10 protein-coding genes and 1 tRNA gene are annotated in these 24,680 nt (G+C 69.0%); 8 read left to right on the forward strand and 3 right to left on the reverse strand.

Annotation, left to right across the window (positions count from 1 at the left end; genetic code table 11):
* Nucleotides 1–225 precede the first annotated feature (225 nt).
* Nucleotides 226–1,788 (reverse strand): radical SAM protein, encoded by a 1,563-nt coding sequence (locus AB0M35_RS12140; protein ID WP_363744418.1) that lies wholly within the window; start codon nucleotides 1,786–1,788, stop codon nucleotides 226–228.
* Between the two features lie 347 nt (nucleotides 1,789–2,135).
* Here AB0M35_RS12140 and AB0M35_RS12145 point away from each other — a divergent pair, with 347 nt between their 5' ends.
* A complete protein-coding gene (locus tag AB0M35_RS12145) occupies nucleotides 2,136–2,297 on the forward strand; it encodes a hypothetical protein (protein ID WP_363744518.1) in 162 nt (53 codons plus the stop codon).
* A gap of 29 nt (nucleotides 2,298–2,326) precedes the next feature.
* Here the strand turns inward: AB0M35_RS12145 and AB0M35_RS12150 are convergent, their stop codons facing one another.
* The gene (locus AB0M35_RS12150) at nucleotides 2,327–6,469 is read right to left on the reverse strand and encodes an FG-GAP-like repeat-containing protein (RefSeq protein ID WP_363744420.1); all 4,143 of its coding nucleotides are present in this window, start codon (nucleotides 6,467–6,469) and stop codon (nucleotides 2,327–2,329) included.
* Between the two features lie 621 nt (nucleotides 6,470–7,090).
* On the opposite strand from AB0M35_RS12150, the gene AB0M35_RS12155 reads away from it, so the two are divergent.
* Together AB0M35_RS12155 and AB0M35_RS12160 are read left to right on the forward strand one after the other, a co-directional pair.
* A complete protein-coding gene (locus AB0M35_RS12155; protein ID WP_363744422.1) occupies nucleotides 7,091–13,384 on the forward strand; it encodes an RHS repeat-associated core domain-containing protein in 6,294 nt (2,097 codons plus the stop codon).
* A gap of 169 nt (nucleotides 13,385–13,553) precedes the next feature.
* On the forward strand, nucleotides 13,554–14,285 hold the full coding sequence (locus AB0M35_RS12160) for a zinc ribbon domain-containing protein (RefSeq protein WP_363744424.1): 732 nt from the start codon (nucleotides 13,554–13,556) through the stop codon (nucleotides 14,283–14,285).
* Nucleotides 14,286–14,289: 4 nt separating this feature from the next.
* Here AB0M35_RS12160 and AB0M35_RS12165 read toward each other — a convergent pair.
* Nucleotides 14,290–14,373, reverse strand: a tRNA-Leu gene (locus tag AB0M35_RS12165).
* A 186-nt stretch (nucleotides 14,374–14,559) separates the two neighbouring features.
* On the opposite strand from AB0M35_RS12165, the gene AB0M35_RS12170 reads away from it, so the two are divergent.
* The 5 genes from AB0M35_RS12170 (at nucleotide 14,560) to AB0M35_RS12190 (ending at nucleotide 24,660) form a co-directional block, all read left to right on the forward strand.
* Nucleotides 14,560–17,316 carry a tetratricopeptide repeat protein gene (locus tag AB0M35_RS12170; RefSeq protein WP_363744426.1) on the forward strand — a complete coding sequence of 919 codons (2,757 nt, stop codon included), beginning with the start codon at nucleotides 14,560–14,562 and terminating at the stop codon, nucleotides 17,314–17,316.
* A gap of 195 nt (nucleotides 17,317–17,511) precedes the next feature.
* On the forward strand, nucleotides 17,512–20,121 hold the full coding sequence (locus AB0M35_RS12175) for a fibronectin type III domain-containing protein (protein WP_363744520.1): 2,610 nt from the start codon (nucleotides 17,512–17,514) through the stop codon (nucleotides 20,119–20,121).
* Between the two features lie 25 nt (nucleotides 20,122–20,146).
* Nucleotides 20,147–21,142 (forward strand): MoxR family ATPase, encoded by a 996-nt coding sequence (locus tag AB0M35_RS12180; RefSeq protein ID WP_363744428.1) that lies wholly within the window; start codon nucleotides 20,147–20,149, stop codon nucleotides 21,140–21,142.
* 15 nt (nucleotides 21,143–21,157) lie between these two features.
* The gene (locus AB0M35_RS12185) at nucleotides 21,158–22,420 is read left to right on the forward strand and encodes a DUF58 domain-containing protein (RefSeq protein ID WP_363744430.1); all 1,263 of its coding nucleotides are present in this window, start codon (nucleotides 21,158–21,160) and stop codon (nucleotides 22,418–22,420) included.
* A 41-nt stretch (nucleotides 22,421–22,461) separates the two neighbouring features.
* Nucleotides 22,462–24,660: a transglutaminaseTgpA domain-containing protein gene (locus tag AB0M35_RS12190; protein WP_363744522.1), complete on the forward strand. Its 2,199-nt coding sequence runs from the start codon at nucleotides 22,462–22,464 to the stop codon at nucleotides 24,658–24,660.
* Nucleotides 24,661–24,680 lie beyond the last annotated feature (20 nt).

The following is a 24,680-nucleotide window of genomic DNA, read 5'->3' on the forward strand; positions in this document are numbered from 1 at the left end:
CACAGCAACCCGCACGCACCGCCGTCGCGCGGCCACGCGCGTGAAACTCGAGCGGAGCAGCCGCGCGAGGGCCGGCATGGTGCACAGGTCAGAGGCCACGCTCCGAAACGGAGACCTGGCCTCTTTGACCGAGCTGGCCCGCGCCAGCTACCCGGTCGACGTAAAGGCCCGCCGCCTGCTGATCTGTCTCCGCGGGCCAGCGCCGCCGGAACCGGAGCCGTCAGCTCACCGGTGCTCGATCGTTGCCGCGGCCACCGTGGCGTTGGGGTTGACCTCCGGCCCAACCGACCATTCCGGACTCAACTTCCTCTTCTTGCTCTTGAAGTCCATGTTGTTCACCTCGTGCCACGCCCGGTTACGGATCTCTTCCAGAACGTGTGGCGGCACAGCGGTGTTGGACATGTTGGCCCGGAAGATGTTCATCTGGTCCGGGTCGAAGTCTTCGTTGAAATGCCCTCCGGCGACCGCGGCATCGTAGAGCGGGGAACCGGGCAACGGCACGACGATGAAGAAATGCACCGCGTCGAGGCCGTAGGACATGTGCTTCTTGGCGGTCTCGATGGTGGTCTCGATCTCTTCCAGCGTCTCGTCCGGGTACCCGATCATGTAGTTGCCGTAGATCTTGATGCCGTACTGCTTCATCGCCACGATCAGGGATTCGATATCCGCCTTCTCGATGTTCAGCTTGTTACTGGCGTACTTGCGCATGATCCGCAGGTTGCCCGTCTCGAACGGCAGGTTGATCTGTGTGAACCCCGCTCCGGCCAGCGCCTCCAGGATCTCGTGGTCGGCCTTCCAGCGCTTGAGCAGGTGAATGATGTTGATGCCGTTCAGGTCGCAGATGTTCATGCCGGCGCCCTGGATCTTACGAAGCAGGCGCAGCCCTCGCTTCTTGTCGCCCAGCAGCGAGTCGTCCTCGATGAAGATGTTCTCCACGCCCAAGCCCTTGAGCATGGCGATCTCGTCGAGCACCCGATCGTCGGACTTGATCCGGAACTTGCCGGTCGGTCCGCTGAGCGAGCCTTCCTGCTCGCCGGCGATGTGGCAGTACGAGCAGTGAAACGGGCAGCCCAGAGACGTCATCATCTGGGCGTACCGCAGCTCGGCTCCCTGCTCGAAGACGCCGGAGTGCGGCCGGGCGATCTTCCAGTACCGGTCGTTGGCCATGAGATCCCAGGCCGGCATGGGCAGCTTGTCCAGGTCCCACACCACATCCCGCGAACGGGTCGGCCTGATCCGGGTGGTGCCGCCGGCGTCGACGTACGCGATCCCGTGGATCGACGAGAAGTCCGGCCGAGCCGACCGCCGCACCTCCTCGACGATCTCCACGATCGTGGCCTCGGACTCCGACAGGCAGACCGCGTCGAACCCGGCCGCGAAGAACCGGTTCAGTCGCGAGCGCGCGTTCACCCCGCCAGAAATAATGATCTTTTCGGGGAAAGCCGCCCGGATAATCCGCGCACAATGCAGCGCCATCGTCTCCTGATCGGTGAAGATCGACGAGATTCCGATGATGTCGTAGTCCGCCACGACATTCAGGATCCGCTCGTCGCCGACGCCGATGCGCTCAAAACCACTGGGCAGTGGCGTGCGCTTGTTGTACGTATCCTCGAACGGATCGCCCTCGTCACCGACACAGGCATCGTAGACTCGCACGTCTGCACCATGGGCGCGCAAAGCGCCCGCCAGATTGGGGTAGGCGAGCGAGGCGTTCGGCTTATACGCCTGCCCAGGGGGGTTCTGCAACGGCGGATTCAGCAGCAGAACCCGGCCCTCAGGGGTACTCATGGCGCAAGGCTAGCCGACACGATCGGACAGCTCAATTAATTGAGCATTCTCGAACAAGACAAGAATTCTCGATCAAGACCAAGGCTCAGGCAAAGTGGTGGAATGTCCGCTGTGAATATCTTGAGTGGATACTCCTAATCACGGCGATATGAGGCCAGCCGCGGCCGCTCGGATCATCCAGGTGCCGAAGCTGAAATGGATCAATCGAGGACCGCGCCCGTTGGGATCATTATCGCCGATCGGTGTGCTGGCTGTGCACGCGGATCAGGTCGTAGTCGTTGCCCGCGTCGTTGAGTCTGGTAGAGGCGTTGGCCGTGGTGCCGGACCGGCGTGATCCGCGGGGTGTGGTGCATCCGCTTGCCGGTGTCCTGGCCACCGCGGTCGCCGCGGTGCTGACCGGAGCCCGATCAGCGGCCGCGGGTCGCGGAGTGGGCGAGCAATGCTCCTCTCGGTCAGGTCGGCAGTGGTCCGGCGAGAACGGCTCCGCCGAGATAGGCGTAAACAAGTAGCATCGACCCACATAACCCGCCCCTGGGTGTCAGCCGATTGTCTTGGCGGTCGTGGTCGTCCAGTTGCTGGCGATCTGGACACGGCTGTTGAGACCTCCGGCGCCGTTGCCGGGGTAGAGCCAGACGTTGTTGCTCGTGTCGACGCCGACGATGTCCGGCTTGCCATCCGAGTTCATGTCGGCCAGTGTCACCCGGTAGCTTGACCAACCTTGTCCGATCGATCGCGGAGCGCCCAGCATCGCTGATCCTGCCTGGCCGGTGTTCGGGTAGAGCCACAGCTGACCTGAGCCGTCGATGGCGACGATGTCGTCACGGCCGTCGGAGTCGAAGTCCGCCGGGTAGATGCGAAAGTTCGTCCAGCCAGAACTACCGACGAGCATCTTGCAGCACCCGTCAGGGTAGTAGAACAATTCACCTGTCGACCTTCTGATCCCGAAGTGGTCCGGACTCCTGTCGCCATCGGCATGCCCGGTGGCGTGCGTGTAGCCGGACCAAGAGACGCCGATTTGACGGCGCTGTGCGGAGCTGGGCGCGCCGTTGATGTTGGGGTACAGCCAGAGAATGCCGTCTGTGGGGATTCCGAGGACGTCAGCGCGTCCGTCCAGGGTCCAGTCCCGGATGTTCCACCGGTAACTCGCCCAACCGGTGCCGATCTTGACCGGTGAGCCGAAGGTGGACATGCCGCCGTTTCCGGTGTTCGGGTGCAGCCACAGGTTTCCGGATGAGTCCGCGGCGACGATGTCTGCTCGGCCATCCCCGTTGAGGTCGTGAGCCGCCGGCTCCGGGCCCAGCGTCGCCACGTCCCACGCCTGGGTCAGGGAGACCTCTCCACTCAGGTGACCACCATGGCTGGTCGATCCCGTCTTGACGGCACCGATGCGAAAGCCACGGGCGGCGGTCCAAGTGTTGCCGTGGGCGGCAGAGGCTACGTTACGGCCGTCCACGAAGAGAAACATGCTGTGCAGATTGCCGGCGGCCGGGCTGAACACCGCGGTCAACTGCGTCCACACACCGAGTCGAGCCGAACGCGCGCCGGCGCTGGCCGTGTCCCAGACCGGGCTCGCCACGTCGCTTCGTGACATGGCGAAGCGCCATGATTGGTCGCTGGACTCGGCCCAGAGCTTGAACCCGGCGGTGTTCGCGCCGTCCTGCGACACCACCGTTCCGCCATGGGCCGCGAGCTTAACCCAAGTGGAGACGGTGAAGGCCGCATTGGTGGGTACGGCCGGGGCGCTGGTGGCGAGGGTGCCGCTGGTGCCGTTGAAGGCAACGTCCGGGTCGAACAGGTCGCCGCTGCTCCAGGTGGCCCCGTTGGTGCCGGTGGCGTGCAACGTGCCGACGATGTCCCTGGCGGTGGTGACCGTTCCGGTGGCGGCATCGTTGAGCTGCCAAGCGTGCTTGGCGGTGATCAGGGTGATCGTGGGCTGGGCGGTGATGGTCGCGGTGCCGTCGGCAGGGTTGCTGACGTGCCATTTGGTGGTCTGGCCGCCGTCGGTGGTGGTCCAGAGGTCCGGGGTGCCGTCGGCGTTGATGTCGGCCGCTCGTAGGTCGAGGTTGACGCCGGTGTTCCAGCCGTCGTGCCGCAGCAGGTGGGCGGTGTGGGTGAGCTGACCGGTGTTCTCGTCGTAGGCGAGTGCGGTCCACAGGTGCAGGGCCCCGGTGGTGCGCTCCCAGAGGAACATCGCGGTGCCAGTGGCGGTCTGGGTGGTGGCGATCCGCCAGTCGTCCCAGTTGGTGCCCCCGCTGGGAGTGAGGGCGGTGGTGGGGTGGGTGAGGAGATACCCGCCGGGTACCCCTAGGTTGGGGTGGTAGGTGAGGTGGTAGCCGTGTTCGGCGCTGCCGTTAATGCCGATCAGGTCGGGCAGCGGGGAGCCGGTCGCGCGGGCGTCGCCAGCGTTGACGAGCTGCTGGGGTGAGTTGCCGTTCTCGTCGCGAAGCTGATCGGGCACGATGGTCTGCTGGACGCCGCTGCGGAGGGATTCGATCACGGAACCGTCTCCGTTACCACGCAGGATGCTGGCGCCTCCGGCGTGTGCACCGCTGCCGTAGTAGACCAGGACGTCCTGGAAGCCTTCGCCGAAGAAGCGACCGGTGACGGCCTGGCCCTCGTTGAAGTCCGCTGGGTTGTTGCTGGCCGGGTTCTCCGGGCTTGTCGTGCCGGAGACCCCGTTGCCGCGGGCGCCGATGTTGGTGGCGACGATGTTGCCCCGCTGGTGGCCGCCGTGAGCAAGCCAGAGTCCGGAGGGTAACCCGTGTCGGCCGCCGACCGAGAGCAGGTCGGCCAGATCGTCGCCGGTCAGGTCGCCCTCGGCGGCGTTCGCTGCCGGCGTCGAGTTGAACGTGACGCTGGAGGTGTCACCGAAGTTGCCGCCGGCGGACACGCTGGTCACCGAGAGGGTGTTGACGAAGCGGGTTGGCGCGGCGGTGATTGTGGCGTTGCCGGCGGTGTCGGCGGTCACGTCGACTGGTGGGCCGGCGTTGATCTGGTAGACGTAGCTGCTCGGAACGGTGGTCCCCGGCGGCGGTGCGACCGTGAAACTCCACGGCTGCCCGACTACCGTCTCCCCGTCGTTGGGCTGGCTGACCGTTGGTGAGCCGGGCCGCGTTGGATCGTAGGTGAAGGTACAGGTATCCGACCAGTCGCTGGAGGACCGGAAGTCTGTGGTCTGTACCTTCCAGGAAAAGCCGGTACGGGTGCCACCGGCAGCGCTGCGCAGGGTGGCCACCGGAACGACCAGCACGGCCGTGCTCCCCGACGGGTAGGTCAGCAGGCTGGGATTGGACGAGGCGAGGGCCGTCTCCGTGGTGTCGCTGGCCCTCCAGAGCTTGAACGAGACACCCAGCGTGCCGCCGTTGCGATCGGACACCGGCGCGTACAGCGAGACGCCGCTGTCGCCGACGAAGGAGGCTCCGGCGCAGGCGGTCTTGGGAGAGGTGGTCAGGTTCGCGGGCTTGGTGGGTGTGTGGTTGTAGAGGATGGTCAGGGTGGGACTGGTCTGGTGAAACTCCTTCCAACTCTGGGTGTCGTTGGCCTCGTTGGCGGCGACCATCCAGAGGGTCCGGGTGGCCCGTTTGCTGGTGACGTCGGTGCGGATCCGGCTGGTGATGTCGAAGGAGACGGCGGCGGGGTCGCAGTCGGTGTAGCCGTGGGCGAAGCTTCTGGAGGCGATGGCGGAGCCCTTGCTGACGCCCTCCCAGTGGTTCCAGGTGGCGTTCGATGATGTCAGCGTGGTGCTCGGGCCGTAGATGTGGACGGTCTTGTCGTTGCAGTTCCAGGACCGGGTGTTGGTGATTTTGAAGGTGGCGGAGCTGATTTCGGCATCTGCGAGGGTGCCGTGCGGTACGGGAAAGTTGATCAGGGTGTTGGAGCGTTGGCTACCGGAGTTGCCGACCTGCATCCGGCCGAGCGGGTCAGGGGTGTCCTTCCAGTAGTTGGTGGATTGGTGGTGGTAGGAGATGCTGGCCCAGCCGGACATCTTCGGGCCGACCGGTGTCCAGGTGAAGGTGGGATCGATGTAGACCGGGAAGACCGTCTCTGCTGAGGTCAGCAGGTCGCGGTCGGGGGTGAGCGCGAGCCTGCCTCGACCGATCGTGACGCCGATGGGGGCGGTACGTGCGGTGCGGCCCGGGGCGCTGGCCTCGGAGCCGACCTGCTCCCGGGCGTTCGGTCCAGCGGCGCGGGCGGAGGTGGAGTCCCACATCCTGGGCGCGGGCGCGGTGAGCACCGTAGCGCCGGCGCGGTCGCGGCCGACGATGTTTCCGGCCCGGTCGGTGGTGAGGGTGACGCCCGTGGTGGTGGTGGTCAGTTTCAGAGCAGTCAGTTGCGGGTGCGCGGCGGCCTGCCGGGTCTTGACGACGAACATGTGGGAGAAGCCACCCTCAGGGGTGACTCGGACGTTGAGGTCCACCCCGGGCAGCACCTCCCGATACACGGCGGTTGGGCCGTGCAGGGTGGGGGCCGGTAGCGGTATCGGCGCGGTGAGCGCCACCACCCGGTCGCCGCTGGTCAACTCCGCCATGGGGCCGGTCCCGCCGGGGGACAGTCGGACCGTGTTGGTGGTGACCGCAGCGGTGATGCGGCCGTCGGCCTGGCGGACCAGGGTCGGGTCCAACGCCTGCCAAGCCCCGCCGACCCGTTTGCGCGTCGGCACCGCCGTCTGTGTCAACTCCATGAGGCCGTCCGGCCGGGCGGTAAGGATGGATGTCGGCGTGCCCGCAGCGGTCGCCTCCACAGGCCGGCCGGTTCGCCGCGCCGCGTCGATGGCGGCGTCCGCGTCGAGGGGGCCGGCAGGCCCCGAGGTGGCAGCGGGTGGTGACGCGGCGGCCGACGCGACTGGAGCCGGCAGGCTGGCGATCAGGACGGCGCCGGCGGTGACACCGATGGCTCCGATAAAGAGTGAATGTACTCGGAACCGGACTTCGAATGTGGGTAGCACGATACCTCCCCCGTGTGATGCCACCAGATCGCGTAGCCCGCGACCCGCTGACGGCCACATTGAAGCAGAGGACCCTTCGGGCAAGGGACCCGCGACCATAAAAGACCATCCGATTCATGTGGTTTGAGAATGAATTGATGCCTCCTAACGTCGGCTAATTGCCATGTAGGTGCCACGTCGACCATTGACATGCGACATTGTTGTCGCCACGGGGGTGTGCAGCTGAGCACTTGAGCGTGGCCTGTTGTCGATCTTCGCTTGAGGTGAGGTTGCATGAACAGGCTCCGTCGATCAAAAGTGTCCGCATTCGGACGAAAAACCGTCGCACTCGCCGCCGCCGCTTCGCTGGTGGCAAGCATGCTGACCGCGACGCAGGCATCGGCCGAGCCAAAGGATCCGGCTACCCCGGCCGCCTCGCCGGGCGCGTGGGTGCAGGGCGTCAAGCCGTTGCTGACGAAGTTCGTGACGCCACCGGACGCGGCGAAGGGCACCTACCGCCCGACCCAGACGACCTGGCCGGCTGCGGTGACATCGCGCCTCGAGTTCGCCGCTACCTCCACCCAAACGACCACCCCGCAGCCGGTACGTGCTGCGGACACGCCAGTATGGGCACAGCCGGTCGCTCGTGACGGCGTCTACCGGGGCCCCGGCCAGATCGAGGTAGATGTCGCGGACCGGGCGGCCGCGCAAGCGGCCGGTGTAGACGGCGTGCTGCTGACGGTGCGGGCTGGTGCCGCCGAGGCGAGCGGAGTGGTGCGGATCGGGTTGGATTACGCCGGGTTCGCGGAGGCGTTCGGCGGCAACTACGGGTCGCGGCTGGCTCTGGTGCGACTTCCGGCCTGCGCATTGACCACCCCATCGATACCGGTGTGCCGGTCAGGCACGCCATTGGTGTCGTCGAACGACGCGTCCGACCAATCGGTGTCAGCGGAGGTGTCCCTGTCGCCAGGCGGCGCGGGTTCGCGCTCCGCCGACAGGGCGGCAGTGGTGTTGGCGGCGGTGGCAGATGCCGGCGAGGAGGGCGGCAAGGGTGGCACCTACGCGGCCACGGACCTCAAGCCATCCGGGTCATGGACCGGCGGCGGCAGCTCCGGCTCGTTCACATACTCGTACCCGATTGCGGTGCCGCCAGCGGCGTCGGAGCTGGTGCCCACGGTGGACCTGTTCTACAACTCGGCGAGTGTGGACGGTCAGACCGCGTCGACGAACGCTCAATCGTCGTGGGTGGGTGACGGCTGGTCGACCGACCGCTCCTTCATCGAGCATTCGTTCGCGTCATGCCAGGACGATCCGGGTGGTAAGGCGTCGCCAGTGAAGACGTACGACCGGTGCTGGGACGGGCCGATGGTGACAATGTCGTTGAACGGATCTTCCACTGCGCTGGTATGGGATGCCGGCAAGAAGATCTGGAAGCCGGAGTCGGACAACGGTGAAGTCATCACGCGCGTCACCGGTTCGAACAACGGCTCCGGCACGTACAACACCGACTACTGGCGGGTGACGCTGCGCGACGGGACCGTCTACGAGTTCGGTCGCAACCGCCTCCCCGGTTGGACGTCGGGTAAGCCGGAGACGAAGTCGGTGGACCACACGCCGGTGTTCTCACCACATGTGGGGGATCCCTGCTACGACTCGGACGGGTTCTCGGCGTCGGTGTGCACGATGGCGTACCGGTGGAACCTGGACCATGCGGTGGACGTGCACGGCAACGCTATGGCGTACTACTACGGGCAGGACACCAACCGTTACGGGCGGAACAAGGGTGCCACCGACGTGTCCTACATCCGGGACTCGTGGCTGAGCCGCGTCGACTACGGATTCCGGGACGGTGGCGCGTACGCGACGGTGCCGAACCGGGTGGTGTTCCACACCGGGGATCGGTGCCTGTCGGGTACGTGTCAGCCGCTGAACTCGGCGAACAAGGCGAATTGGCCGGACGTGCCGTTCGACCTGATCTGCGCCTCAGGCACGGACTGCGACAACTGGAGCCCGTCGTTCTTCTCCACCGTGCGGCTGACGTCGATCGAGACGCAGCAGTGGCACATCGGCACCAGTAGGCACGAGAAGGTCGACACCTACGCCCTGGGTCACACTATGCCGGCGACCGGGGACGGCACGTCACCGACGCTGTGGCTGTCGTCGGTGACGCGGACCGGGCACGACACGGGTGCCGGCGGGTCGCCGGGGTCGATCACGCTGCCGTCGGTGAGTTTCAGTGGGATCAAGTTGCCGAACCGGGTGGATACCGCAGGTGGGCTGCCGTCGTTCTACCGGCAGCGGATCTCGGCGATCACCACGGAGAGCGGGTCGGTGACCGCCCCCAGCTACGAACTTCCGGTGCCCTGCACCGCACCGGTATCGCAGTCGCCGTCCTCGAACACGAAGTCGTGTTATCCGGTGTACTGGACGCCGGACGGGTATGTGGACCCGCACCGGGACTGGTTCCACAAGTACGCGGTCACCCGAGTGACCTCCACCGACCCGACCGGTGGCGCCCCCGCGCTGACCAGCAGCTACAAGTACCTGGGTGGTGCGGCGTGGCGATACGACGAGAACGAGGTCGGCAAGGCCAAGTATCGTAGCTACGGCCAGTTCCGCGGCTACGCCAAGGTGCAGACCTTCACCGGTGACGGGGTCAACGACCGCCGCACCCAATCCGAGGCCACTTACTACCGGGGCATGTCGAAGAACAACTCGACGACGGTGGTGAACGTGACCGACTCCGCCGGCGGCGTGCACGAGGATGTGGACGAGTTCGCCGGCCGGACGCTGGAGACCACGGAGTACCTCGGTGAGAACGGTCGCGTCGACTCATCGACGATCACGTCGTACTGGGCCTCCGGAGCTACCGCGACCCGCACCCGTACGGGTCTGCCGGCGCTGACCGCGCAGTGGGTGCAGGCGGTCAAGACGTACACCCGGGAGGCGGTGACCAGCGGCGCGTCACCGGAGTGGCGGTACACCGCCACCGAGCACAGCTATGACGCGAGCACCGCCAGCGCCACGCTCGGATCGCTGAAGCACACCTACACCTACACCGTGCCGACCAACCCGGCCTACGACCAGTGCACCAGCTACACCTACGCGTCGCCCAACACGGCCAGGAACCTGATCGGCCTGACCGCCCAGGTCGAGACCGTCGCGGTGGCCTGCGGCGGATTCACCCCCGGCAACCCCGCCTCGAAGCCGGGCAGCGTGAACACGCTTACCGCCCCGGCAGCGGTGGACCGGCCCGCGCAGGTGGTCAAGGCCGAACGGACCTTCTACGACGACACGACGTTCACCGAGACGTTCCCGCAGCCGGCTGCGCCGTCCAAGGGCAACGTGACAATGACCCGTACCGCCAAGGATCACGTCTCCGGGGCGTACGTCTGGCAGACCACAGGGCGCAGCACCTACGACGCCTGGGGGCGGGTGGTGGACAGCTACGACGCGAAGGGCAACAAGTCGACCGCCGGTTTCACCATGAACGCGGTGGGCCTGGTGACCGGCACGTCGACGACGAACCCGTTGCAGCAGACGTCGTCAACGACGGTGAACCCGCGCCGGGGCAGCACGCTGACCAGCACGGACGCAAACAATGTGGTGACCCGCCAGCAGTACGACGCGCTGGGTCGGTCCACCTCGGTGTGGTTGCACTCGCGACCGACGAGCAGCCTCGCGAACCACACGTTCTCCTATACGGTGTCGAAGACCGGTGTCACGGCGGCGACCAGCCGCACGTTGAACAGCGTGAGCGGCTATCAGACGTCGGTGACGCTGTACGACGCCCTGTTGCGGGAGCGGCAGACGCAGGCGGTCACTCCGCAGGGCGGTCGGATGATCACCGATACGTTCTACGACACCCGGGGCTGGAAGCGGGCGTCGTACAACGGATGGTGGGACAACAGCACTCTGCCGATGGTGAGCAGCCCGGTGTCGGCGGCGGAGTTGAACAAACAGGTGCCGAACCAGACGTTCACCACCTACGACGGTCTGGGTCGGGCGGTGATTGTCGCCGCCGCGAAGAACGGGGTGACCGTCTCGACCACGACCACGGTGCACCACGGTGACCGCACCACGGTCATCCCGCCGGACGGAGGGACGGTGGCCACCACCATCACCGACCCACTCGATCGGAAGACGCACCTCGTGGAGTACCCGGGGCGGCCGACGGTGACGGCACCGTCCGACACATTCACCGGCACGTTCACCGTGACCGGCGGCACCACCACGACCAGCAGCTACGGGTACGACGTCCGGGGCAACCAGACGACGTTGACCGATGCGAAGAACAACGTGTGGACGTCGACATACAACCTGCTCGGGAAGGTGGTGACCAAGTCAGACCCGGACGCCGGTGACAGCAGCCTGTCCTACGACGCCAACGGCAACCTGGCACAGGTCACCGAAGGCCGGGGCAAGACTTTGTCGTACACCTACGACGCGCTCAACCGCAAGACCGGCGAGTTCGCGGCAACGGTGGCGAACCAGTCCGCCGCCAACCAGCGGGCGAAGTGGGTGTACGACAACAGCAACGACGTAGCGGGGGTCACCCACGCGATCGGTCAACTCACCACCACCATCGCCTACCGCAGTGGGCATGCTTACCGCACCCAGCAGAAGGACTTCAACGTCTACGGCAAGAGCCTCGGGCAGACCGTCACCATCCCCGACAGCGAAGGCACCCTGGCCGGCTCCTACACCTTCGGGCACACCTACACCAACGTGCTCGGCCTGCCGCTGACCGACAGCTACCCGGCCAAGGGCAGCCTGCCGGCGGAGACCGTCGTGCACGGCTACGCCGGGGTGCTGGACCTGCCCACCACCCTGGGCGGCCTCGCCGGCTACAGCCAGAACGTCAGCTACGACGCGTGGGGCCGGGCCAACCAGCAGAAGATCGGCTCCGCAAGCAGCTTCGCCCTGGTCACGAACACCTACGACACGCACACCGGCCGGCGGATCAACCAACTGGTCAGCAAGGTCACCAGCAGCACGACGGCTGTCCCGCTGGACGAGCAGGAATACCGCTACGACCTGTACGGCAAGATCGACCGGAAGGTCAGCAAACGCAACGGCGCGGCGGCCGAGACACAGTGCTACGGCTACGACGGCCTGAACCGGCTCGCCGAGGCGTGGACCGCCACCGACGGCTGCGCTGTCATCCCCACCGCCGGCGACCGATCCATGGTTGGCAACAGCGTCGGCGGGGGCAGCGCGTACTGGACCAGCTGGGAGATCGACGCGATCGGCAACCGTACCAAGCAGACCGAGCGCAACCTCTCCGGCGGCGGCGACGTCACGACCGGCTACATCTACGACGGCCAGGGCAAACCCCACACCCTTGCCGCCACCAGCGTGTCTGGCGGTGCAGGCCGTGCCACTGCGTACGCCTACGACACGGTCGGCAACATGACCGGGCGCGATGCCGCCCAGGGCGCTCAGATCCTCACCTGGGACGACGCAGGAAAGCTCACCGAAGTCAGCGGCGGTACCAGCGGCACCAACGCCTTCCTCCACGACGCTGACGGCAACCTGCTCATCCAACGAGAACCTGACAAGACCACACTCTACCTACCTGGGCAGCAGCACACCCTTCACACCGCAACCGGCGCCATTGACAGCAGCCGCTACTACACGTTGCCTGGCGGAAACACCTGCATCCGCTCCGGCGGCGGCAACGACTACACCTTCGCCCTTGTCGACCACCAGGGCACACCCACTCTCTACCTCGACCGCACTGCACAAACGCCCACCTGGCGCCAGTACACCCCCTACGGTGCGCCCCGTGGTGCCACCGCGGACTCCCCCGACAACCGTGGCTTCCTCAACAAGCCGATGAGCGCGGCCGGACTCATCAGCATCGGCGCTCGCGCGTACGACCCCACCACCGGCCGCTTTGCTTCCGTCGACCCCATTATTGACACGGCCGACCCGCAACAGTGGCACGGGTACAGCTACGCCAACAACACACCGATTACGATGAGCGACCCTGATGGCCTACGGCCGATGTTCACCGACACATCCTGGGGCGACAACCAAATTTTCCGCAAAACCGGGCAGAAGTTTGTCAAAGGGAGCAACGGAAAGTGGCGCACACCTAAGCCGAAGAAGCATTATCCCTGCCGCGTACTGTGGGAGGATTGCAGTGCGAAGAAAAAGCCGGAGGGGAGCAAGAAGTATTGCACCCACCCCTTTGCAGGGGACCCCACGTGCCTCCCGAACCAGACTCGATACCTCAATCCACCCAAAAAGCCGTTCCAGTGGCCGGATTGGCCGAATAACGAGGGGAGCCATACTCAGTGCATCGGTGTCGGGGCACAGGCCGCTGGCGCGATATCTGTCGAAGGTTGCATTGAGGTTGATGCCAAGGGCATCGGCCTTGGCGGTGGCTTCAAACGGGGTGTGGGAGTGGGCGCTGGAGTGGACTTGAGTAGAAGCAGCAACTATTCCACTCAGCAGATCGGACAGAAAGACGGCTGCTCGGACTACTATCAGGCATCGGGTGGAGTGGGGAGACTTGCTAGCATCGGCGTCGGTGTTGAAACCGACAGGAATGGCAACTATCAGGGCGGCGTAAGTGGCGGCCTGGGCATCGGCACGGCCATCACATCGTCGATGGGAGTCTCGTGCTCCGATTCCTTTTACATTCCTTTTTTGAAATGGGACTGACTTACACCGTCGGCGGATCCGCATCGGTGCCGAAGGCTTTCGACGCCGACCCGGCTGACCTGAGCGAAATCATCGACGCTCTCCTCGATCCGACGTCGACGACGTCGCCCTCGGACACGAAACCAAGCTGCGCTGGAAACCCGCTGAGGAGTGGATCTACCCCGGAGCGTTGGCGCACGAACCGCTGGTCGATGATGAGACCTTCGCCCGCGTACAGACTCTGCTGGCCAGTGCGGGCAGACGTCCCGACGGAGTCAGGAAGCCCCGCGCCAGCAAACGCAACTACCTGCTGTCCGGACTACTGCGCTGCGGCATCTGCCAGCGACGCATGGTCGGCAGCTTCAACAACGACCGCAACAACTACCGTTGCACCTACGCCGCCGAGTACGCCGACGCCAACCGCGTCGCCCACCCCCGCAGCGTCTACGTCCGAGAGGACCACATCCTCGAACAACTCGACCCATGGCTCACCCGAGCCTTCTCACCCAGCCGACTCACCGCCACCATCCAAGCCATGGCCGAAGCGCAACACGACGACATCGACCAGCAGGCGATCAAGGCGGCACGGGAAACGCTCGCCACCTGCGCGACCCGGCTGGACCGCTACCGCGCCGCCCTCGACAGCGGCACCGACCCCACCATCGTCAGCCGATGGATCGCCGACGTCCAAGCCGAACAGGTCACCGCCGAAGCCACCCTGCGCCGCCTCACCGGACGCCGGACCATGACACCGGACGAGATCCATCACATGGTCAAAGCGCTGGGAGACATGGCCGCCGTCCTCCGTGACGCGGACCCCGCAGACAAGGCACTCATCTACCGCGAACTGGGGCTGACCCTGACCTACCGGCCGACCGCCCGCACCGTATCCGCTCAGGCGAACCCTTGGATCATGTACTAGATTGTGTCCGAGGGGGGACTTGAACCCCCACGCCCTATACGGGCACTAGCACCTCAAGCTAGCGCGTCTGCCATTCCGCCACCCGGACTTGCTTGTCCAGCCTACCCTGCCGGTCTCGGTGGTCCACCATCCGAAGGCCGCTCAGCGAGCCGCACGGGGAGTTACTGTACACGCCGCAGATGGATCATGCACATCGGCATCCACGGCCCGATTCACGCCGGCTTGGCCAGGGTTCCCGACGTGGGCGCGGCGGCTTCACGGGTCGGGTAGCGGCATGGCGGCGACACCCGGCAGCATGGGCCACGTGCCCCATGCCTCTCCCCTGGCCGTCGCCCAGCAGCGTGCCCTCGCGCTGCGTGGTGCGGGCAATCTTGCCGCCGCCCGTGACCTGCTGAGCGACGCGTTCGAGTCTGCCCGGCCGCCGTTCGGCAAGGATCACCCGGACGTACTCAGCACCGCACACCTGCTGGCTCGGCTGCATCGGGAGGCGGACGACCCGAGCGCCGCCCGCCGGGTGTTGGAGGAGGCGTTCGCCGCCGGGGAGCGCCGGTGGCCTCATTCGGACCCGCTGATGCTGGCCCTGTCGTACGAGCTGGGGTCCGTCGCGGACGAGCTGGGCAACCGCCATGAGGCTCGACGGAACTACACCCGCGTCGCGATCGCGGGCCCCGCCGTGCTCGGGTTGGATCATCCGGCGGTACGCACGGCACGCGAGTATCTCGGCGATGCCGCACCCGCCCTTCAGCCTGCGGTCCCCTCTCCCGGTCAGCCGACGGCGGTCGATCAGTCCTCGCATGGGGCACTTGCGGAGCCGACGGTGTCGCTGGCCGTCCTGTCGACCGCCTGGAAACCGCACGACGCGTCGACCGCTACGGTGCCGTTCCGCTCGGTCGCACCCGCTGCGTCCGCGACCCCGAGCGTGTCGTCCGCGCCCGGAGTTCCCTCGCCTGCACCGACCATCCCACCGGTGCCGCCGATCCCTACGCCACCAAGCACCACCCCCTCAAGCATCTCGCCACCGGAGCCGTCCGCCGCCACGCCGCCGACCACCACGCCACCGGAGCCGCCGACCATCAGGTCGACGCCGCCAACCCCCGCGCCGCCCACGCTGGCGATGCGGCCGGTTCCGGCCCCGCCAGCGGCACCCTCGATGGCTCCGCCGGTCGTCAGCGCACCACCGGTCACCAGCATGCCGCCAGCCACCAACGTGCCGCCGGCTCCGATCGGCGCCGCACCGGCGATGCCGGCTGCCCCGGTGGTACCGCCACCCCGGGCCGCTTTTCACGATGAGCCCAGGCGGCCGGGCGAGCCAGCCCTGGCGTTACCGCCCGACGCAGCGCCACCCGGGCAGTCGTCGCCCGGAGCAGCTTCACCAGCGGCAGCGTCGCCGCAGTCGACGGGCGCCACCGAGGTGATCGGCGTGGCGGCGGCTCCGGCGGAGTCCAACGGCCTGCCGGCGGTGGTCGGACGACCGCTACCCGCCGATCCGCCGGCACAGGACGCCGACCGGCCCGCACCATCCCAGCCGCAATGGGCAAACCCGACGATCGCGGTACGTCAGATCGGGCCGCTGTTGGCGGAGGAGGCGACCCGCAGCAGCTCTCTTGCGCAGGCCGCGACGCCGGCCGCCGCCACGCCGCCACCCACCAGCGGACCACCGAGCGCTGCGTCAACTACCAGCGGAGCCCCGGTCAGTGGGCCACCGATCACCACACCACTCGTCAGCGCACCACCGGTCAGCGCACCACCCGTCAGTTCCCCACCGATCACCGGGCCACCCGTCAGCGGACCACCCACCAGTGGACCCGCCGTTGATCTGCCCCGGCCACAGCCTCCAACGCATCGGGTGCCGGGTGCCGGGGTCGCGGGACACCTCGCGCCGGTGGACCCGGTGGCACACGAGTTGACCGCGGCGCTGCCCCAGCCGGGACCGACCAGCGGGCCGCCGGGTCAGGTGCCGTTGCCGTTCAAGGCGGCCGGGACGCTGCCCGGCCAGCGTGGCACGATCGCGCCGGCCAGCGTTCCTCCTGGTGTCGGCTCTGCTGGCGCGACGCCGCACCACGGACCGACCAGCGCGACGCCGCACCACGGGCCGGTCAGCGGCCCACCTGTCAGCGGCCCAGCTGGTTCGGCCGGCGGCTTGGCCGGCTACGGCCTGGCGTGCGGACCGCAGCAGCACGGTGAACTCGGTGGCGGCCACCCGCAGGGGGCGGCCCAGCAGTACCCGCCCGCGCCGCCGACTTACCCACCGCCCGCACAACCCACGCCACACGTCTACCCACCGCCCACGCAGCCTGCGCCGCAGGCCTACCCAACGCCCGCGCAAGCCACGCCACACGCCTATCCACCGCCCGCGCCACAGACCTACCCGGCGTCCGCGCAGCCCACCTATCCCCCGTCCATGCAGCCCTCGGCCATGCAGCAAACGCCGCAGGTCTACCCGCCGCCCGCTCAGCCCGTGTCCGGGACGCCGGCCTACCCGACGGCTGGCTGGGGGCAGCAGCCGACCGGTCAGCCGCCGACGGCGGTGCCGGCTCGACCGGCGGTCGCGCCGCCGTACCAGGGTGCCTTGGTGATGCCCACGGCGGAGCCGGCTCCCGGCCGTAACCGGATGGTGGCGGTGGCGGTGGTGATCGTGTTGGTGTTGGCTCTCGCGGCGGTGATCGGGGTCGGGCTGTTGCTCCTCGACCGGCGCTCCGCCGCGCCGCCGGTGGCGCCCGAGTCGTCGGCGCAGCCGCAGGGCGGTGCGCCACCCGGCGAGTTGAAGCTGCGCGATCGAACGACCACGATCACGTTGACCTGGTCCGATCCGGCGGACGGGCTGGTGCCGTTCATGGTGGCCGGTGGGCGGGTCGGTCAGCCGCTGGGCGTGATGGCCACCGTTGATCCTGGGGAGACCAGCTACACGGTGAACGGGCTGAATTCCCGAGTGGACTACTGCTTCACTGTGCTCGCTGTTTACGGTACCGACCAGTTCGCCACCTCCGGTCAGGTGTGTACGTCCCGGGACGGCGGCGACGCGACCAATTGACCGGCGTACCGTCGCGGCCCGACAGTGGTGCGGGGACACGCCGACGACACGCCACGCTGGGTGTCCACAGGCGGACAATGCGGGTTCCCGGCGTCGGTAGCGTGACCATATGATGGCTCCCGGCTCAGGGGAGGGGTCGCCTTACGGGGGGCGCCACCTGCCAGGACGACACGGGAGGCGCCAGCTGTGGCGAGCATGGACGAGGTCGTTCCGACCCGCACGACCCGCTCCCGGTCTCGGCTGCGGGGTGGTCTGGTCACCGTGGCCACGGTGCTGGCGTTGCTGGCGGCGATGGGTCTGACCGTGCTCGGCCTCGGCTCGGCGGACAACGCGGTGGCCAACTACGACGCGAGTTCCTGGTTGTGGAGTGCGGCGCGCAGCGAATTGGCCCGGGTCAACGGCGTGACCGCCCGGGTGGACACCCGGATGGAGGTACCGGCGGCGCGGCGGCATCCGATGCAGGTGGTGCAGACGGACCGGGTGCTGGTGCTGCGGGATCTGCACAGTGGCCAGATCAGTGCCCTGGACCTGGCCACGCTTCAGATCACCGCGACCACGCCGACCGCTCCCGGGCTGGGGGTGAGTGTGGCGCTGCACGAGGACGCGGCGTTCGTGGTGGACGCGGTGCAGGGTGTGGTGCGGCAGTTGGATCCGCAGTCGCTGGTGCCGGTGGGTGAGCCGGTGCGTTATCCGCCGGGGATCACCGGTGGCACGTTCGACGGCAAGGGGCGGTTGTGGATCGCGGTGCCGGCCGAGGGCACGGTTTCGGCGATCACCGCAGCGCGGTTGCCGTCGTCGCCGGCAGCGGATGCGGCGGTGTCCCCCAGGCAGGTCGAGACTCATGACGTGGCCGAGCCCAGCCATGAGCTGGTGGTCTCCACGCTGGACGACGGGGTGGCGGTGCTGGACCGCACCGCCGGGGCGTTGGTGACGGTGGTGCAGGGCACCACACGTCGTACCGTGTTGGGTGAGCAGTTGGCCGGGCCGGGCACGTTGCCCGTACGCACCAGTGGGCCGGTGGTGCCGGTGACGGTGGCCGGGCAGCGGCAGGTGCACGCGATCACCGACGGTGCGGTGCGTTCGTTCACGGTGCCGGGCGAGGGTGACCGGTTGGGTGCCGCGGTGGCCTGGGCGGGTCGTTTCTACTGTGCCGACGACGCGGCGGGGGTGGTGTACGCGTTCGACGCGACGGGCCAGTTGGTGGAGACCATCCGGGGCCGCTGGGGTGGGCCGCTGGAGCTGGAGGTACGGGAGAACCACCTGTTCATCAACGCGCCGGACGCGGCGACCGCCCGGGTGGTCAACGACCGGCACGAGGTGCGTGAGGTCGACAAGTACGCCAACGACGTGCTCGGCGGCGACCCGCCGGTGGAGCCCCCGCCGCCGCCTCCTCCGCCGAAGAAGCCGCAGGTGAGCAAGCCGGGTGCGCCGCGCAGCGTGACCGCGGCGGCCGGTGACGCGCAGGCGCGGGTGAGTTGGCAGCCGGCGGCGGGCAACGGCGCGGAGATCATCCGCTATGTAGTGGAGGGTGCCGGGCAGCGCCTGGAGGTGGGCGCGAACCAGCGGTCGGTGCAGGTCAAGGAGCTGACCAACGGGGAGACGTACAAGTTCTCCGTGCACGCGGTGAACGCGAAGGGTGCGGGTCCGTCCCGGAGCAGCAATCCGGTGACGCCGACGGCGGAGGTGCCGGACGCGCCGACCAGTGTCTCCGCGCAGGCTCGACCGGACGGCACGGTGGTGGTGAGCTGGCCGGAGGCGAACGGGCAGGGCAACAAGATCTCCCGGTACGCGGTGACGGCCACGTCGGCGGGCACGAACGCCCCGGCCGGTGAGTCGGAGGGCACCGAGTTGGTGATCGCCGCCGGTGAGTTGGAGTACGGCACGCAGTACGCGTTCACGGTGGTGGCGGTCAACGACAAGGGTGCGGCGTCGGAGGCGTCGCCGGTCAGCGACACGGTGGTGCCGTTCACGGTGCCCGGTGCACCGGTGGAGTTGACCGCGAGCACGGTGGCGGATCAGCCGGGCACGGTGGCGGTGCAGTGGGCACCGGCGGAAGCCAACGGTCGGCCGGTCACCGGGTACGTGGTGGAGGTGGGCGACAAGCGCAGCGAGGTCACCGACACCCGGACGACGGTGGGTGGTCTGGGTGACGGGCAGAACGTCACGGTACGGGTCCTGGCGGTCAACGAGGCCGGTGAGGGTCCGGAGGCGACGACGACGGCGCGGACGGTGGCCCCGCCTCGGGTGACGGTGACCGGTTCGTCGGCGACCGCGACGTCGGCGACGGTGGCGTTCACCGTGGATGCCGGTGGTGGGCAGGCGACGTGCACGCTGGCCCGGTCGGGTCAGCCGGCGAAGAGCGGGCCGTGTTCGAGTATCACGATGAGTGGGTTGACGCCGGGCACCGGCTACACGTTCACGGTGACGGCCACCAACGCCGCCGGGTCGGGTACGGCGACGCGGGCCCAGGCGACCGATGCGCTCTACGGCATCGCCACCTGTGTCAACGGCACCGAGCCGGAGCAGCGCACCTACTGTGACCGGGACCGCGACGGCCGCAACGGCAACGAGATCTTCTCGGTTCCCCGGCAGGACAACGACCGGCAGGTCGGCTGGGCCAGACCCGGCACCCGACTGAAGGCGCTCTGCAAGGTCCGCGGCGAGGAGGTGTACGCGTACGTCTACAACGACAACAAGCGCAGCACCTGGTGGGTGCGGGTCGAGTACAGCGGGCGCAACTACATCCCGTGGGTCTGGTTGAACCTGGAGGACGGCGACAACATCAACATCCTGCCCACCTGCTGATCCGCCCCAGGCAAGGAGCACCACCGTGAACAGCCAGGAACCCCTCAACCACCAGGAGGTGCAGGGCTTCGCCGCCCTGGCCGCCCGGCTGGCGGAGAACGTCAACGCGGTGGTGCTCGGTAAGCCGCAGGTGGTCCGGTTGGCGTTGACGGCGCTGTTCGCCCAGGGGCACGTGCTGCTCGAAGATGTGCCGGGGGTGGGTAAGACCACGCTCGCCCGGGCTATCGCGGCGACGGTGAAGGGGCAGTGGCGGCGCATCCAGTTCACGCCGGACCTGTTGCCGTCGGACGTGTCCGGGGTGACCATCTTCAACCAGGCCACCCGGGGCTTCGAGTTCCATCCCGGTCCGGTGTTCGCCAACATCGTCATCGCCGACGAGATCAACCGGGCGTCGCCGAAGACGCAGTCGGCGCTGCTGGAGGTGATGGAGGAGCGGACGGTCACCGTGGACGGCGTACGCCATCCGGTGCCGCAGCCGTTCCTGGTGGTGGCGACGCAGAACCCGGTGGAGATGGACGGCACCTACCGGCTGCCGGAGGCGCAGCTGGACCGGTTCCTGGTCAAGCTCTCCGTCGGCTATCCCGACGAGTCGGTGGAGGTGGAGGTGCTACGCGGGGCCACGGTCCGCTCCCCCGAGGCGCTCGCCGCGATCACCGACACCGCCACGATCGGGGAGATGGTCCGGATGGCCCGCCGGGTGCACATCGCCGAGCCGCTGTACGCGTACGCGGTGCGGCTGGCTGCGGCCACCCGTACTCATCCGCAGGTCCGGGTCGGGGTCAGCCCGCGTGGGGTGATCGCGTTGACCCGGGCGGCGTGTGCGTACGCGATGATCGACGGCCGGGGCTGGATCATGCCGGAGGATCTCAAGACGCTCACCGAACCGGTCTTCGCCCACCGGCTGCTGCTCACTCCCGATGCCCAGGTGCGCGGTGTGACCGCCGGGGACGTACTGCGCCAGGCCGTCGCATCGGTGCCGGTGCCGCTGCCGTCGGGGCAGCCGGCGCCGGCGCACCCCTGATCGGCGCGGATCGGCGTGGGGATCACGGCCCGGGGCATCGGTCTGCTCGTCGCGGCGGCGCTGCTGCTGGGCGCCGGTTTCCGGTTCGGATACCCGGAGTTGACGTTGCTCGGTGCGGCGGCCGGCGTCGCCCTGACGGTCGCGGTGCTGACCGCCGCCTGGCGGCCCAGGTTGCAGGTGCACCGGCTGGCGGATCCGGACCGGGTGGCGCGGGGTGAGCCGGCAACGATGACGTTGACCGTCCGTAACTCGGGTCGGCTGCGTTCGGCGAGTCTGCTGGCCGCCGACCGGTGCGGCGACCAGGTGGTGCCGGTGCCGGTGCTGCGACTGCGCCCGGGGGCGGACACCGAGGTCCGTTACGACGTGCCGACGGGACGTCGCGGGGTGGTGCCGGTGGGCCCGCTGCGGGTGACCCGCCGTGATCCCCTCGGCCTGGTCGTGTTGGCCCGTACCTACGGCGACAGCGTGCCGGTGTGGGTGCACCCACGGATCCATCCGTTGCACGCGGTGCCGACCGGTGCCGGCCGCAGTCTCGACGGGCGGGTCGACGCGGTACCGCACGGCTCGATCACCTTCGACTCGTTACGGGAGTACGTCGTCGGCGACGAGTTGCGGCGGGTGCACTGGCGTACCAGCGCCCGGGTCGGTGAGCTGATGGTGCGGGAGAACGTGGACACCAGCCTGCCCCGGATCGTGGTGCTGCTGGACAACCGGACGGCGGCGCATCCGCAGCGGGTGCGTGGGGTGGCCGAGTCGTTCGAGGCGGCGTGCGAGGCGGCGGCCTCGGTGGTCACCGCGGCGGTGCGGGAGGACCTGCCCGTGGTGCTGCTGTTCGTCGCCGCGTCGAGCGACCTCGCCGGGGTAAGCACCACGGCGGCCCACGACGGCACGGCAAGTCACGGCAGCACGGCAGGCCACGACGGCACGGCGGCCCACGGCAGCACGGCAGGTCACGGCAGCGGGGCCGGCGAGGCTGGACCATCCGGGCCGCTGGACCGGTTGGCGGCGGTGTCGCTGTCCGACGACGGCACGCTCGACGCTGCGGCGGCCCGGCTGCGCCGCGACCGTCTCGGCGACACCCTGGTCGTACTCACCGGGCCGGGTGGCCGTGACGACCTGGGGCACGTCGGCGCGCTGCGCGGGGCGTACCCGTCGGTGGTGGTCGGGGTGTTCGGCGCGGCGGAACCGACGCCGCCGGGTACGGGCGGCCTGCTCGTGGTGGACGCGGCCGACGGGGCGGCGTTCGCCGCCGAGTGGGACGGGGTGCGCCGGTGGTGAGGCTGGTGCGGGCGGTGCCGGTGCCGGCGGCACTGGTCGGCATGGTCGTCCTGGCCGGGGTGACGCTGGACCGGGTGTACGCGGGATCGCTGCTGACCGTGCTGGTGGCCGGTGCCGCCGTCGGGTCGGTGCTGGTCAGCGTCGCGGCACGGCGGCTGCCGTCGTGGCTGGTCGCGCCGGTGTCGGTGCTGGCCATGCTCGGCTGGACGGCGTGGTGCCTGCGGCTGACCGCACAGCGGGCCGGTCTGCCGGGCGGGTTCGTCGAGGTGGCCGGCGATGCCGCCACGAACGGCATCCCCCGGTTGCTGACCGCGATGATTCCGGTGGAGCCGACCCCGGACACGGTGCTGGTGCCGCTGGTCGGTGCCTGGCTGGCCGGGTTGGCGGGCGCGGAGGTGGCGCTGCGCGCCGGGCGGGTGCTGCTGGGTTACCTGCCGCCGGTGCTGCTCTACACGGGCGCGGTGTACGTGGTCGGGCCGAACGCCGAGCCGGCGACCGGCCCGACGGTGGCGCTGGTGGTGGTGGCGGGGCTCGGACTGGCCGCCTCGGCGCGGCGCGGCGGCGGCGACCCGGTCGACGGGTTGGCACCGGCGGTGCGTTCGGGGGTGCGGGTCCGGCTGGCGATGGCCTCGGCCGCCGGTACGGCGGTGGTGGTCGCGGCGGCGACGCTGCTCGGCCCGGCGGTGGCCGCGCTGGTGGAGGCCCGCCCGGTGGACCCGCGCCGCTACGTCGAGCCGCCGCAGGTCGAGACGCTGGACGAGAACCCGCTGATCCGGATCTCCGGTTGGGCGCTCAACCCCGACCAGCAACTGTTCCAGGTGAACACCGAGGCCGCCGGAGCTGGAAGCGGTGGCGGCGCCCGGATCCGGCTGGCCGTGCTCAGCGACTACGACGGGGTCACCTGGCGGGTCGGCGCCACCTACCGTAACGCCGGCCGGATCCTGCCGACCGTGGAGCCGGCACCGCAGGCCACGGTCGAGACGGTCCGGCAGGAGATCATCGTCGGTGACCTGAGTGGACGGTTGTTGCCGGCGGTGGCCACCCCGCGTGAGGTCACCGGCGCCCGGGTGGCGTACGACCCGGGCACCGGCACGCTGATCCGCCCCGACGGGCTCAGCCCGGGGCTGCGCTACACGGTGACCTCGGCCCGGGAACGCCCGGACGTGAACCTGCTGGCCACCGCGAACACCCCGGCCGGTGACGAGGTGGCCCGGGTGCTGCACGTGCCGGACGGGACACCCGAGCAGTTGCGTCGCCTCGCCGCGCAACTGGCGCAGGAGAACGGCGCCCCGTACGCCCGGGCGGCGGCGATCGAGCAGTGGCTGGCCGAGCACTACCGGCTGGTCGCCGACGCGCCCAGTGGGCACGCGTACCCGAATCTGGCGTTCTTCCTGTTCGGGCCGCGTAACGGCGGCGGGCAGCGGGGTACGTCCGAACAGTTCGCGGCCTCGTTCGCGGTGCTGGGCCGGTTGGCGGGGTTGCCGACGCGGGTGGTGGTCGGGTTCGCCGCGCCGGGCGACGGGCCGGTGCGGGCGGGTGACGCGTACGCCTGGCCGGAGGTGCTCTTCGACGGGGTGGGCTGGATGCCGTTCGACCCGCTGCCCCGCCCGGACGACGAGCCACGGCCGGTGGAGGAGGACTTCCGGCCGCAGCCGGAGAACCCGCCGCCGTCGGAGCAACCGGAACCGACCCTGGAGCCGAGCGCCTCACCGCCGCCGCAGGCCGCCCCCGAGCGTGCCGACGATCGTGCGGGCGGGTCGACGCCGGTGCTGGCCGCGGGCACCGCCGGAGGGCTCCTGCTGCTGGTCGTGGCGGTGCTGGCCATCCTGACCGGGATGCGTCGCGCGCTGACCCGCAACCGGTTGCACCGGGGTCCGGCCGACCATCGTGTCGCCGGTGCCTGGCGGGAGCTCACCGACGCGCTGCGGCTGGCGGGGCAGCCGGTGGCCGCCGACCTCTCCGCCACCGAGGTCGCCGCCGTGGCTCGCCGTGCCCTGGCCGCCACGTCACCGGCCGCCGACGCCGGCCAGACCGACGAGCCGGTGGCGTATCGCGCGGTGGACGAGTTGGCTCGGCTGGTCAACCAGGTCGGGTTCGCCCCCGGCCAGGTGACCGACGCGCAGGCCGGTGCCGCCGCCGAGGCGGTCACCGTCTACACGGGTGCGCTGCGCGCCGACCGGTCCCGGTGGCGGCGGCTGCTCTGGTCGGTGCATCCGGGGCCGCTGCGCTGGCGGCGCTGAGAGCTGATCACCACCCGCCG

Source organism: Micromonospora sp. NPDC051196, from assembly GCF_040682415.1.
Lineage (GTDB): Bacteria > Actinomycetota > Actinomycetes > Mycobacteriales > Micromonosporaceae > Micromonospora.

What these genes read in the sequence shown, in the direction of transcription:
- AB0M35_RS12140 (WP_363744418.1), bottom strand. Translation starts at nt 1,788, where the DNA reads ATGAGTACCCCTGAGGGCCGGGTTCTGCTGCTGAATCCGCCGTTGCAG.
- AB0M35_RS12150 (WP_363744420.1), bottom strand. Translation starts at nt 6,469, where the DNA reads ATGGAGTTGACACAGACGGCGGTGCCGACGCGCAAACGGGTCGGCGGG.
- AB0M35_RS12155 (WP_363744422.1), top strand. Translation starts at nt 7,091, where the DNA reads ATGCTGACCGCGACGCAGGCATCGGCCGAGCCAAAGGATCCGGCTACC.
- AB0M35_RS12170 (WP_363744426.1), top strand. Translation starts at nt 14,560, where the DNA reads ATGGCGGCGACACCCGGCAGCATGGGCCACGTGCCCCATGCCTCTCCC.
- AB0M35_RS12175 (WP_363744520.1), top strand. Translation starts at nt 17,512, where the DNA reads ATGGACGAGGTCGTTCCGACCCGCACGACCCGCTCCCGGTCTCGGCTG.
- AB0M35_RS12190 (WP_363744522.1), top strand. Translation starts at nt 22,462, where the DNA reads ATGGTCGTCCTGGCCGGGGTGACGCTGGACCGGGTGTACGCGGGATCG.